This is a genomic window from uncultured Nonlabens sp., assembly GCF_947495285.1.
Classification (GTDB): domain Bacteria; phylum Bacteroidota; class Bacteroidia; order Flavobacteriales; family Flavobacteriaceae; genus Nonlabens.
In genome coordinates this window covers 16,828-29,483 of record NZ_CANLXZ010000027.1, presented here as the reverse complement: position 1 = coordinate 29,483, position 12,656 = coordinate 16,828, and the positions used below count along the sequence as shown (strand labels likewise).

At 32.4% G+C, this 12,656-nt stretch carries 13 protein-coding genes; 4 read left to right on the top strand and 9 right to left on the bottom strand.

Going from position 1 to position 12,656, the window contains the following annotated elements; translation table 11 throughout:
- Positions 1-46 precede the first annotated feature (46 nt).
- On the bottom strand, positions 47-631 hold the full coding sequence (locus Q0838_RS11245; protein WP_298954914.1) for a pseudouridine synthase: 585 nt from the start codon (positions 629-631) through the stop codon (positions 47-49).
- A gap of 95 nt (positions 632-726) precedes the next feature.
- Here Q0838_RS11245 and Q0838_RS11240 point away from each other — a divergent pair, with 95 nt between their 5' ends.
- Both Q0838_RS11240 and Q0838_RS11235 read left to right on the top strand, forming a co-directional pair.
- Positions 727-1,965, top strand: a complete 1,239-nt coding sequence (locus Q0838_RS11240) for a TlpA disulfide reductase family protein (protein WP_298954912.1) — start codon at positions 727-729, stop codon at positions 1,963-1,965.
- Between the two features lie 480 nt (positions 1,966-2,445).
- A complete protein-coding gene (locus Q0838_RS11235) occupies positions 2,446-4,449 on the top strand; it encodes a starch-binding protein (protein ID WP_298954910.1) in 2,004 nt (667 codons plus the stop codon).
- 993 nt (positions 4,450-5,442) lie between these two features.
- Here Q0838_RS11235 and Q0838_RS11230 read toward each other — a convergent pair.
- From Q0838_RS11230 to Q0838_RS11195, 8 genes are all read right to left on the bottom strand, one after another.
- Positions 5,443-6,060 (bottom strand): L-threonylcarbamoyladenylate synthase, encoded by a 618-nt coding sequence (locus tag Q0838_RS11230; RefSeq protein WP_298954908.1) that lies wholly within the window; start codon positions 6,058-6,060, stop codon positions 5,443-5,445.
- A 3-nt stretch (positions 6,061-6,063) separates the two neighbouring features.
- Positions 6,064-6,378 (bottom strand): hypothetical protein, encoded by a 315-nt coding sequence (locus Q0838_RS11225; protein WP_298954907.1) that lies wholly within the window; start codon positions 6,376-6,378, stop codon positions 6,064-6,066.
- Between the two features lie 38 nt (positions 6,379-6,416).
- Complete coding sequence (locus Q0838_RS11220; protein ID WP_298954905.1) at positions 6,417-6,629, bottom strand: DUF2945 domain-containing protein; 213 nt, start codon at positions 6,627-6,629, stop codon at positions 6,417-6,419.
- A 103-nt stretch (positions 6,630-6,732) separates the two neighbouring features.
- The gene (locus Q0838_RS11215) at positions 6,733-8,106 is read right to left on the bottom strand and encodes an aldehyde dehydrogenase (RefSeq protein WP_298954903.1); all 1,374 of its coding nucleotides are present in this window, start codon (positions 8,104-8,106) and stop codon (positions 6,733-6,735) included.
- 70 nt (positions 8,107-8,176) lie between these two features.
- Positions 8,177-8,863: an RluA family pseudouridine synthase gene (locus tag Q0838_RS11210; protein ID WP_298954902.1), complete on the bottom strand. Its 687-nt coding sequence runs from the start codon at positions 8,861-8,863 to the stop codon at positions 8,177-8,179.
- A gap of 220 nt (positions 8,864-9,083) precedes the next feature.
- A complete protein-coding gene (locus tag Q0838_RS11205; protein WP_298954900.1) occupies positions 9,084-9,692 on the bottom strand; it encodes a hypothetical protein in 609 nt (202 codons plus the stop codon).
- 197 nt (positions 9,693-9,889) lie between these two features.
- Positions 9,890-10,288, bottom strand: a complete 399-nt coding sequence (locus Q0838_RS11200; RefSeq protein WP_298954898.1) for a heme-binding protein — start codon at positions 10,286-10,288, stop codon at positions 9,890-9,892.
- Between the two features lie 130 nt (positions 10,289-10,418).
- Positions 10,419-11,258: an AraC family transcriptional regulator gene (locus Q0838_RS11195; protein WP_298954895.1), complete on the bottom strand. Its 840-nt coding sequence runs from the start codon at positions 11,256-11,258 to the stop codon at positions 10,419-10,421.
- A 487-nt stretch (positions 11,259-11,745) separates the two neighbouring features.
- On the opposite strand from Q0838_RS11195, the gene Q0838_RS14405 reads away from it, so the two are divergent.
- Both Q0838_RS14405 and Q0838_RS14400 read left to right on the top strand, forming a co-directional pair.
- Positions 11,746-11,874, top strand: a complete 129-nt coding sequence (locus tag Q0838_RS14405; RefSeq protein ID WP_366942041.1) for a hypothetical protein — start codon at positions 11,746-11,748, stop codon at positions 11,872-11,874.
- 218 nt (positions 11,875-12,092) lie between these two features.
- The gene (locus Q0838_RS14400; RefSeq protein ID WP_366942040.1) at positions 12,093-12,650 is read left to right on the top strand and encodes a transposase; all 558 of its coding nucleotides are present in this window, start codon (positions 12,093-12,095) and stop codon (positions 12,648-12,650) included.
- Positions 12,651-12,656: the final 6 nt, after the last annotated feature.

The window sequence follows — 12,656 nt, the reverse complement described above, 5'->3', positions numbered from 1 at the left end:
CTCATAAAGGTAGATTTAATGCTACCCTTATGAAAATACAGATTTTTTAATTCTTATCGATAAGGTCGGTAATTTCCACCACGGTTTTTTTATTTAGATTTTCTAAAGTAAATGCTCCTATACGTACACGAGCAAGTCGCAATACTGGAAATCCTACTGCGGCACACATTTTACGTACCTGTCTAAATTTTCCTTCTTTTAAAGTCACAGAAACCCAAGAAGTAGGACCGTGTCGATCGTCTCGTACACGTTGTAAAGTTACTGGTAAATTAGGGGTTTGATCTACTATTTTTGCCTGACATTCTTTGGTTAAGTAAATAGAGCCGTTTATACTTATCTCTAGTCCAGAGCTCATTTTTTCAATAGCCTCTTTTGTAATAATACCATCTACCTGTGCATAATATTCTTTTTCTACCTTACCGTGTTTATTAATATGACTGCTCAATTTGCCATCTGTAGTAATCATTAATAAACCTTCACTAGTTTCATCTAGTCTGCCTACAGCCATGCTATCTGTCGGGAAATCAAATAGCTCTCCTAAAAACTTCTTGTTTTTTTGATGCCTGTCGTTAGTCATAAACTGACTAAGCATTTTATAAGGTTTGTAGATTAAAAAGTGTCGGTGCTCCATGTGGCAAAGTTCTTAAAATACAGCTTATTTACTAAATAAATATTAATAAATTGAATCGTAATAATTACGTGATATTTATGCAATAAACTTGTATCATGAAAAAATTACTATTTATTTTCCTTATTGTTCTATGTTTTTCTTGTAAAGAAGAGTCGTCCCCAGCTGTTGATTTATCCTTATCACCTGGTAACTGGAGACTTACCTTTGATTTAGGTAATGAAAAAGAATTACCAGTTCAATTAATGGTAAATGAAGATCGTACATTAATGATACGTAATGCAGATGAAGAAATTACCGTTACAGAGATTATCATAGAAGGCGATTCTATTTTTATAAAACCACCAGTTTTTGAAGGATACTTTAAAGGTAAATTTCAATCTAAGGAATTGATAACAGGACAGCACGTTAAACCTAGTCTAGATAGAGCAGTACCGTTTACAATGACTGCAGGAGTAGACTATCGTTTTGAGTCGCTAGATAATGCTAGAACCTCTTCTTTTTTATCTGGTAGTTATGAGACAGTTTTTAGTCCTGATAGTAAATCAGATCGTTACATAGCAAAAGGTGTTTTTACTCAAGAAGGAAATCAAGTAACAGGTACATTTGAAACCACTACAGGAGATTATCGATTTCTTCAAGGTGCTGTGGTAAATGATACTTTAAAGTTATCCACTTTTGACGGTGCTCATGCCTTTTTATTTGAAGCGGTTGTGAGGGATAGCACTCTAGAAGGAATGTTCTACAGTGGTAATCACTGGAAAGAACCATTTACCGCAGTTCTTAATAACGATTATAATCTACCAGATGCGACGACACTTACTTATTTAAAAGAAGGGTATGATTCTGTAGATTTTAGCTTTAAAGATGTAGATGGAAAGCAAGTTAGCTTGCAAGATGCAGAATTTAAAGATCAGGTTGTTGTAGTACAGTTATTAGGTAGCTGGTGTCCTAACTGTCTAGAAGAAACTAGATTTTTTCAAGAATATATCAATTCACAAAAATCTGATGTAAAATTTATAGGACTAGCATTTGAATATGCTCCTACCGAAAAAGCTGCTATGCGATCCATAAAAAGACTTATAGAGGCAGAGAATGTTACGTATCCTATTTTATTAGCTCAATATGGTTCTACAAATAAGAAAACGGCAAATGAAAAGTTACCGATGCTTAACCACGTTTTATCTTATCCTACCAGTATTTACATAGATAAATCTGGTAAAGTAAGACGTATACATACTGGTTATAATGGCCTTGCAACTGGTCAAAAACACGCAAGATTTAAAGAAGAGTTTTATCATTTTTTAAAAGAACTGCAAACAGAACCTTTACAATAGCTCTTTCATAATTTGAGCCGATAATTTGCTTTTTATAGGGACAGGAATTTTGAGTAGTTGAAATAGGTACAGCCTAGAGATTAATAATAATATTTTAGATTTTAAAATATTGATTTCCTTATAAAGTAACGAGATTCATACTTGGAGAACTTTTATATAACCTAGCAGCTCTAGTGTTACTTTTCCTAAGATCCATAATTTCATTTTTAAGAGTTTAAAACTGTGTTTATTTATGAAAAGGGCATAGTGCTTTATGAATATTCCGCTTTCGCGAAAGCGGAATATTTATCTTATGATAAGAGAGTAAACACTAATTTTACTATAACGTTTTCGTAATAATGTGTTAAAAATTTAGGCGCTTTACTGAAAATAAATGAAAATTTACAGTAAATATTAACCATATAATTACTTAACCCCTTAATGATTATGAAATACCTAAACCAAATTTTAGCGTTTTGTGTTGTTTTGCTCTTTTCTAGCATGCAAACATTTGCTCAACGTACCAATGATGACCGCATCATGCTACAAGGCTTTTATTGGGAAAGCGCAGCAAATAATCCAGATAACTGGTACAACGTTATCAATAATAAAAGTCAAGAAATCGCCGATATGGGCATAGACATGATCTGGTTGCCGCCACCTAGTGATGCAGGATCTCTTGAAGGCTACTTGCCACGTGAACTGAATAACTTTGCAAACAATTATGGATCTCTAGCAAATCACCGAGCAATGCTTAATGCATTAAATTCTAAAGGAATTGATCCTATTGCAGATATTGTAATTAACCATAGAGTTGGAAATACAAATTATGTGGATTTTGCAAATCCTGCTTGGGGAACTGATGCCATTACTTCAAATGATGAAGTATGGAGTGTACCTCAATATTATAACGTATATCCGCGAGGAGGAAATGATACTGGTACATCTTATGAAGCAGCTAGAGATATTGATCACACAAAACAATATGTTCAAAATAGTGTAATAGATTTCTTAAATAATCTTAAAACTCTAGGTTATTCTGGTTGGAGATATGATTTTGTACATGGTTTTGATCCTTATTACTTTACCTTATATAACAATGCTACAAATCCTAGTATTACCGTAGGAGAGAACTATAATTCTAACAAACAAGTAGTTCAAGACTGGATAAACAACACAGGCTCGGCTGCTTTTGATTTTCCTACTTACTTTACACTTAAAGCAGCAGTAAGAGATAACAATTATTCTTATTTAGTTAACAGCGGTGCTGCCTCTGGAGGTATAGGTTGGGATTCTAGAAACTATGTAACTTTTATAGAGAATCATGATACACCACGTTATGATACACCTAATAATGTTCTTAATGCTGGAAACGTAGGACAGACCTATGCTTACTTACTTACTCATCCAGGTGTACCATGTATTTACTGGCCGCATTTAATGGATTGGGGAAATGGACCTAAGACAGAAATAACTGAATTAATAGCAGTAAGAAAAGATGCTGGTATCCATAGTCAAAGTAATCTTAGTATTGAAGCTTCACAAAATGGACTGTACGCAGCTATCATAGATGGAGATAATTATCAAGTTGCTATGAAATTAGGACCTAATGACTGGAGTCCGTCAGGATCTGGATGGAACCTTGCTAGTTCAGGGAATAACTTTGCTGTATGGACAAAGAACTCTAGCTCTAGCACACCAGTAAACACATCTTTTAAAGTTTATACTCAGGATTATAGTACTATTTACTCATGGGATAACGGTTTAAATGCTACTAATGGTGGCTGGCCTGGAACAAGTCTAGTAAATGAAGGTAATGGCTGGTTTTCTGGAACGGTTCAAGGAGATTGTTCTAATTTAATTTTTAGTAATAACGGTGCATCACAAACAGCTAACTTATATACCTGTAGTTCTACTCCTTATTATTATCAAGGTAACTGGTATGCTAATCCTCCTGTGGGCGGTGGTAATTCAAATACTATGACTGTATATGTTCAAGGTTATACTCATTTATATTCTTGGGATGATAATTTAAACGCTACTAACGGTGGTTGGCCTGGAGTAGCACTTTCAAATGCTGGAAACGGTTACATGAGTGCTACCATTTCTTCTAACTGTTCTAATTTAATTTTTAGTAATAATGGTTCTAATCAAACATCTGATTTATATACTTGTTCTGATGCAACTTATTACTTCAATAATCAGTGGAACGCTGCACCTCAAAAAAGTGCCTCTTTAAATAAAGAATCAGAAAGCTCTATTATTTATCCTAATCCTGTTAATGAGCATAGTGTTATTACTTTATATGCTAATACTTCAGTGCCGTCAAAACTAAGTATTTATAATATATCAGGACAGTTATTGAGTAACACAACTATAACGGTAGAAAAGGGAAGAAATGATATTCCTTTTAGTGATATTACATCTTCTTTAAAATCAGGTATTTATATCTGTAAAGTTGAGAATGAAAATCAAACAACGTTTAACAAATTTGTTGTTAATTAGAATCATTGCATGGATTTAATGTGGAGACAGTAACCGCTCTCATTATTTTTATAGCTTATAATAAAGAGACTGTCTTAAAAGGCAGTCTTTTTTTTTGATTAGTATTTATATTTCTTACATTCTAAAGTAATAGAACAATACCCTATAAGCTACACTCATAAAAAGTTACAGTTAAGTCTTATTCTATTAGGTTATAAGATTTTGTTTCTGATCACTTTACCTTTATATGGTCAGTATGGTTAGGATTCTATAGATATAAACTCTTTATAAATGAGATATAAAAAACACTGGCATCGCGTGTTGCATCTCATATGATCTCGTAAAATATCGATACTGATACATTTACTTATTTTATAATCATTAAAAATGGCTCAGTTTATAAAATTTATTTTAACTGGCTGTGCAATTTTAAATAAGACCGTAATACACTCAAAAAACTAGTAAAATTAAACAAACCGATAAGCATCAGATGGGTTTTAACAGTTGTAATCATTTAGTGTTTTTCCTGTTCTTTTGGTTTGTTCTTAAAATCGCATGGCTTGCCGTCAGTAAATAGCATTGAAGAGTTGTATAAAGCAGGATGAGATATTGAAATCCTTTTTAGATCTATAAAAATAATAGCATTACATCAAATCATTTATAGAAACATGAGCAAATGCAGTCGTGATACAGGTAGGATAGGAGTTGATATCTATTTTCTTTAAGAATATTTATAGACAACAGAACAGTGTAAATGGTATTTATTATACCTCGTAACTTAAATAAGACACAACTTATTTGCAAAATTTAATTTTCAGCATGGTCTTTATCATCCTTATGAAGAGAGACGGTCTACACTAAAGCAAAACATAAACAAATGCCTTTACTTTAATAATCAACCAGAAATGTTTTAAAGTACACTAAACAAGAGGGATGTTCAATACCGTAACTTTATTTAGAATAGGATGAAGTATAGGTTTAAAAAAACGGCTTTTAAAATTTATAAATCTACTTTTATAAATCTATAGATCCTTTACCTTCCCGTATAACCACTGGATTATCTGTTGTAAGATCCACTACAGTAGAGCCTATATTACCACCATAACCACCATCTATAACATAATCTACTAGATGATCCCATTTCTCTGCAATGAGACTAGGGTCTGTAGTATATTCTACCACTTCATCTTCATCTTTAATAGAAGTAGAGACTATAGGATTACCTAGCAGTTTTACTAATTCTATGGCAATATTGTTATCAGGTACACGTATTCCTATCGTTTTCTTTTTCTTAAAAACAGTAGGTAAATTATTACTACCTGGTAAAATAAAAGTATAAGGCCCTGGCAAATTGCGTTTTAAAATTTTAAAAGTCTGAGAATCTATCTGGCTTACATAGTCACTTAAATTACTCAAATCTTCACAAATAAAAGAAAAGTTTGCCTTTTCTAATTTAATACCTTTAATTCTTGCAATTTTTTCTAGTGCTGGTTTATTTGTAATATCGCAACCTAAACCATAAACCGTGTCTGTAGGGTATATAACTAGAGCACCAGCGCGCATAGCTTTGGCGACACGTTCTAGTTCTTTTTGATTTGGGTTATCCTCGTAAATTTTAATTAACTGCGCCATTATTTAATATTGTGGATTAATAATCGATTTAATAGGACTCCATAAAAAGGCAACCGCTATAATAGCTATCATAATTTTAATCCAAAACTTAAGATTGCTGTTACCAGAATTAGGAACTGTTTCATATCTATATTTTCCGTTTCTATCTATTTTAATAGAAATAGAATTTTTACCAGCGTTTCCGTTTTCAGAGCGTAAACATTTTAAAAACCATAACAAGAAAACGGTAAGGATGCTCGCAATTAAAAACAAGCCCAAAATGTTTTGTGTACTAGAAACTAGCAACTTCTGTGATGGTATTAATGATAGATCTAGCATGAGTATATTATGTGTTTAAATTTAGTCATTTAAAACTATTAATCGGCACGTTCTACTTCACTTTCTAATTTTAAAACGCTGTCCCCATCATCTTGCTTAATAAAAAGTGCTTTGTTATTTTCTTCCCCATTTCTAGTGACTTCATTTCCATTGATTTTTCTTGTCACTTTTTTAGTAAATGTAGACTTTACTTTGCCAGTTGCCGTACCGTTTCCCCATTTCCATTTTACTATGGTTCCTTCCTTAATCATGTTTTTTTTCTTTAAAGATAGTAGTGGTTCCGCTTTCGCGAAAGCGTGCTAACAAGATCTTAACGACACTTTATGACCGTCTTGTGAATTACATTCTATGTACTTATAACCACTGAAGTAATTTTTTTACAGTTTTTAATTTTCCTTTATAAGGGGCATATTTTAAAGGAAGATCTATCCACGTGCCACGATGCACAACGCTTTTATAATGTGAGAAGGTTTCAAACGTTTTCTCCCCATGGTACGATCCTATACCACTATTTCCTACACCGCCGAAGGGAAGACGGTCGTTTATAAACTGAACAATACTGTCATTTATAACACCACCGCCAAAGGAGAACCTGTTCAAAAACCATTTTTCAAATTTAGAATTACTGGTAAAACAGTAAGCACCTAGCGGTTTTTCATAACTATCTATCCATAGTTCTAGATCTTCTTTGTTTTCAAAACTGATGACAGGTAATATAGGTCCGAAAATTTCTTCTTGCATTACCTTGCTATCGCGGCTAGGCTCATCTATTAATGTAGGAGCGAGGTACAACGATGCTCTGTCATAATCACCACCTTCTAGAACTGTTTCATTTTCTAGCATTTCTATGAGTCTATCAAATTGATCGTTTTTTATAATTCGTGGCAAGTCTGGTGAGGTCTTCACCTCGCTACCAAAGAATTCATAAATTTGATTCTTAATTTCTTTAATCAGTTTCTCTTTTACATCATTGTGCACGAGTAGATAATCTGGTGCAATACAGGTCTGTCCTGCATTTAAGAATTTCCCCCATACGATGCGTTTTGCTGCTACTTTTATTTGAGCGGTATTATCTACGACGCATGGGTTTTTACCACCTAGTTCTAATGTGACAGGTGTCAGGTGTTTTGCAGCAGCCTGATATATTTTTTTACCTACAGCAGGGCTGCCTGTAAAAAAAATGTAGTTCCATGGTAAGGCGGTTAATTTTTGTGCAATTTGTGCATCACCTAGAAGTACATAAACATGTCCTTTTTCAAAAGCCTCTTCTATAATTTCTTTTATTAATTGAGATGTCGCGGTAGTAAATTCACTGGGTTTTAATAGCACTGTATTACCTGCAGCGATTGCACCTATCAAAGGACCTAATGCGAGTTGAAAAGGATAGTTCCACGGTGAAATAATTAATGTATTTCCATAAGGTTCTGGATATCTTTTTGATCTAGATGGAAAGTTGAGTATAGAAGGTCTTACCTTTTTAGGTAAAGACAGTTTATTTGTTTTATAAATATAATTTTTAAGCTCTTCTATAATGACATTGTATTCTGTTAGAAAAGCTTCAAATTCACTCTTAGAAAGATCGGTAGCGAGTGCTTTATAAATATCTTTTTCGCGAGTTTCTATGGCTATTTTAAGACGCTTTAAACACTTGATGCGATAAGATACGTCTACCGTTTGCCTAGTTTTAAAAAAGTCTTGTTGTGATTTATGGACTTGCTCTACATTCATAATAAGTACTGTGAATAGTAAAGCTAAGAAATTATTATGCTAAAATGATTAATTTTAGTATAACATAAAATTAAATATTTGAAACAGCTTTCCAGATCGCATCATTATTATTTACAGGAGCTGTGATTTTTACAGCTTCCTTTTTTACGGGATGGATAAATTCTAAAAATCTAGCATGTAAGTGTATACTGCCATCTTTGTTGCTGCGTTTTGCACCATATTTTAAATCACCTTTTATAACACAACCTATCTTACTTAATTGGGATCTTATTTGATGGTGCCTGCCAGTTTCTAATTTTACTTCTAATAAAGTATAACGGTCTAATTCTTTAATTACGGTATAGGAGAGTGTGGCCTTTTTTGAATTAGGTACTTCGTGGGTATGGGCATAACTTTTATTTTGCCTCACATTACGTACAAGATAATGCTCTAGGCGGGCAGCCTTATGAGGTGCCTTACCTTCTATAACTGCCCAGTAGGTTTTTTCTGTTTTATGTTCAGAAAAGAGCTTATTCATTCTAGGTAATGCCTTTGAGGTACGAGCAAATATAACCACACCACTAGTAGGCCTATCTAGTCTATGTACAACACCTAAAAATACAGCACCTGGCTTATCATATTTTTTTGCGATATAGTCCTTAATTAAATCTGGCAGTATTTCATCGCCAGTTTTATCTCCTTGAACTAAATCACCAGACTTTTTATTAATTGCTATGAGATGATTGTCTTCAAAAAGAATGCGATGAGTTATGGACATATTATAAATTCTTGGTACAAAGATAAAGTACTTTTAGTTTTTATGAATATCTGTGTAGTGCTATAAAAAACAGTTGTCTATTTAACTCTTAATGGGGAATGTTGATTTTTTTTTAGGTTGATTACAAGTCAGATTTTTTAAATGTTGCTATTTATTAATTTAATGGAAAGTCGCCTAATTTTTTAATTTGACAACTTTCCAATTATTTCTTAACTTTTAATTAATCAATTTTCAATTTAAGCGAATCAAATGAATCAGATTTAATTCCGATTAGTCCATATTTCGTTTCCCCCTTTTTAATCAAAGTTCCATTAATATTATATTCCAACATTTCAGTTTTGAATTTCTTATTAGCAGTTCCAGCTGCAATCATATTTCCTCCGGCTAAACCTGGACCAACTATAAGTCCTATAGGTGTTGAACTCGTTTGTTCTCCATTTGATCCTGTAGTATATAGATTTACAGGTGTTAACAGTAAATACCACAGATAGGATGCAGGACTTTGTTTTAAGGTTTTAAATACTTGACTATTCTCCATCACATAAATCTCAGTTCCATTTTCGTATGTCAATTTTGCATCTCTACCGAACATTATGTCTTTTTCAGAATCATTAGTTATTTTAATAGCAACTAATTTCACTCCTTTTTTCACTTCCTTTTTTGCGTATTTTTTGTCAAGTAAATCATACTTATATTCAAGTTTTACATTGTCATTTACGTTAGTTGATACATAGTTAATTTTTTCAGGCTCAATCATTTTGTAGCCCGATGCACAACTTGTTAAGGAAGCGATTACAACAAATAAAAGTGCAATTTTAATAATTCTCATTACTAGTTTATTTTAAATTTTTAACAATAGCAAAATTACAACACAAATTTAGAATTAGTGCATGTCATAGGTTATTCATCTATTCCTAAAAATGTCCATTCTGAGACACTTGAAAATCAATATTTTAATACTTAGTTAAAACAAAAAAAACTGCCTTAAATTAATGAGACAGTCTCTTCATATTAATTAGTCAGTTATTAAATTGCTGATGCTCCAGCTTCTGCAACAGTATGGTCGTTTTCAACCGAACTTCCGCTTACTCCTATTGCCCCAATAATTTCGCCATTTGCGTTTTTAATTGGTACACCACCTGGAAAAGTAATCAATCCACTATTTGAATGTTCGATATTAAATAAAGGTTGTCCTGGTTGAGATAACTCTCCAATAATTCCAGTATTCATATCAAAAAAACGAGCTGTTTTTGCTTTTTTAATTGATATATCAAGTGACCCTAACCAGGCACCATCCATTCTACCAAATGCTACTAAATTTGCTCCAGCATCTACAACTGCAATATTCATTTTTGTGTCAATTGCTGTAGATTTTTGTTTTGCTGCTACTATTGCTTTTTCTGCTTGTTCTAATGTAATGTTCATAATTTTATATTTTAGTATTGTTATTATTCTGATGTAAAACTACAATGAGAGTTGTCTTTATAAGTTACTAAAAAAGTTCAGTAACTTATGAAAAAAGGTCAGGCATAAAAAAGAAGCTGAAACAAGATGTTTATGAAGTTATTTCACTTGGATTAAATCCGAATTTGTTTTTAAAGGCAATACTAAAGTTTGAAAGATTGTTATAACCAAAATCCAAATAAATGTCAGAAGGTTTTAAATTATCGTGCTCTAAAGTCTCTTTTGCTTTTTGAAGTCGTTTGTCCTGAAGCCATTTACCAGGTGATGTTTTATATTCTCTAATAAAATGGCGTTTAAAAGTAGATAAACTCATATTACATAAAAAAGCAATTTCTTCTAACTTTAAATTTGAATGTATTTTGCTTTCTACAATTTTTTTAAAAGGTGAAGTTTCCTTAATGATCAAAGAATGAAGATACAGTTCAAATTTTTTTCCATATTTCTGTAGAAGATAAAGCATCAATTCTTCAAATTTTACTGAAAGTAAATTATCAGCAAAAACTGTTGGCGCTTCACTAATTGTGGATAATGAATTTAGATATGAACTAATATATGAGTCATTTCTAATTATGAAATAAGGCGTTTCTTCTTTTACTATTTTGCTGTTTTCTGTATGCTTTTCTAGAAACTCTTTTAGTTTTTTTTCTGAAAAAAAGAAAAGTTTACAATAATAAATAGCCTCTGTATCTAGTAACTCTGTCCAAAGCCAATTCCCTTTTTTTAACAGTAAAGATTGGTCTTTGTTTACTGCAACTGTTGTTCCTGCAAAATGTACTTGCTTTTTTCCAACTTGTAAAAAGCTAAACATATTCATTCCTAAATTGACCTTAGTTTTAACAACATCATTGGTCATTTTAAAATCATACACGAACAAGTCATATTTTTTTTGCTTGTTCTTAATGTACATTTCAGGTATGTTTTCTATTGGCATTTAGATATTTTTTCAGCTTGCAGGTAATTGGCCTGAACGTGTTTGTGTATGGTTAGTTGTGTGGTTAAGGAACTAAGTTAATAAACATTTACCAACCTGTGAATATTCCGCAGGAATATTGGCAAGTAGGGAAGAACCTAGCAATTAATTACATACGTCTTAATTTTGAAATAACTAAATTAAAAACGTATAAATAGAAAGAAAAAAAGAGAGAAATAAGTTTATTATATACGCAGAGACTTTAGATCCCGTTAACATTGAAAATCCCCTCTCTTTTCTACACAGATTTCGTACAGTTCTATGAGGCTTTTAAACCTCGATTTTAAGTTGTTGAAACTTGCGTAGCTTGTCCTTTCAAAAAGGAAATATTATAATGAATAAAGATACTAAATATTTCGGAACAAACATTAGTCATTTGGTATATCATGTTACCGATTCCGGTGGTACACACTGTCAGTTTAAAAATAGTTTTTAAGGCTTTAAAAAGTTGGAAAAATTGTTGGATTTTAATAGTCATTGTGTAATAGAAGCTACGGGATATTATCACTGCCGACTGGCTTATTATCTATTAGAATCAGGTAAGAAAGTATCGGTAGAGAATCCTTTATTTGAATAATAATTATACCCTTGACTTTTACGAGTTCGCTTTCGCGAAAGCGGAATTAAAGAAAGACATCTCACAAAAAATAAAGAAAGACAGACAAGAATAATTCATAGCAGATTTGTGTTTATGCAAAACAGGTAGATTTAAAGCTATGGCAAGGTAATTCTAAAGATCAAATTCAATGCCTTTAAATGACAAGACTGCTGTCCATGCTGACTAAACAAAGCACCATGTATAAAAATAAATTACATGCAGTGGCCGTTTTAGGCAACCTATGTAAAGTAGTAGTTAGCTCCTTAAAACGCAGTTTAAAACAGGTTCAGAAAGAGCTAAAAATGATAGAAGATAAATTGTTAGCTTTAGTAAAAGAAGTGCATCAGGATGTTTTAACACGCTTAAAAAGTATTCCAGGAATTGGTTCCAGAACATCATTAATGCTAGTTGTTTTGACCGATGGTGTTGATCGTTTTACAAGCGGAAGTGAATTGTGTAGTTACGCTGGTGTAACACCAGTAATTCGTCAAAGTGGGAGTAGTGTAAAAGGACGTCCACGAATTAGTAAAATAGGGAATCAAAAGCTCCTAAATTTATTATTTATGTGCAGTTTTAATGCCTGTAAATATAACTATGCTTGCAAAGCAATTTATGATCGATTAGTAGCCAAAGGGAAGAGCAAAAAATTAGCCTTAATAGCGGTGTGTAATAAGCTATTAAAACAAGCTTTTACAATAGCAAAATCAGGATTAATATATGATGACGGATATAGAAGTGTACTGGTTAGAAATTAAGTGAAA

Bases quoted from the DNA above. Each gene is read 5' to 3' on its own strand.
- Q0838_RS11245 (WP_298954914.1), bottom strand. From the start codon at position 631: ATGGAGCACCGACACTTTTTAATCTACAAACCTTATAAAATGCTTAGT.
- Q0838_RS11240 (WP_298954912.1), top strand. From the start codon at position 727: ATGAAAAAATTACTATTTATTTTCCTTATTGTTCTATGTTTTTCTTGT.
- Q0838_RS11235 (WP_298954910.1), top strand. From the start codon at position 2,446: ATGCAAACATTTGCTCAACGTACCAATGATGACCGCATCATGCTACAA.
- Q0838_RS11230 (WP_298954908.1), bottom strand. From the start codon at position 6,060: ATGGCGCAGTTAATTAAAATTTACGAGGATAACCCAAATCAAAAAGAA.
- Q0838_RS11225 (WP_298954907.1), bottom strand. From the start codon at position 6,378: ATGCTAGATCTATCATTAATACCATCACAGAAGTTGCTAGTTTCTAGT.
- Q0838_RS11220 (WP_298954905.1), bottom strand. From the start codon at position 6,629: ATGATTAAGGAAGGAACCATAGTAAAATGGAAATGGGGAAACGGTACG.
- Q0838_RS11215 (WP_298954903.1), bottom strand. From the start codon at position 8,106: ATGAATGTAGAGCAAGTCCATAAATCACAACAAGACTTTTTTAAAACT.
- Q0838_RS11210 (WP_298954902.1), bottom strand. From the start codon at position 8,863: ATGTCCATAACTCATCGCATTCTTTTTGAAGACAATCATCTCATAGCA.
- Q0838_RS11205 (WP_298954900.1), bottom strand. From the start codon at position 9,692: ATGAGAATTATTAAAATTGCACTTTTATTTGTTGTAATCGCTTCCTTA.
- Q0838_RS11200 (WP_298954898.1), bottom strand. From the start codon at position 10,288: ATGAACATTACATTAGAACAAGCAGAAAAAGCAATAGTAGCAGCAAAA.
- Q0838_RS11195 (WP_298954895.1), bottom strand. From the start codon at position 11,258: ATGCCAATAGAAAACATACCTGAAATGTACATTAAGAACAAGCAAAAA.
- Q0838_RS14400 (WP_366942040.1), top strand. From the start codon at position 12,093: ATGTATAAAAATAAATTACATGCAGTGGCCGTTTTAGGCAACCTATGT.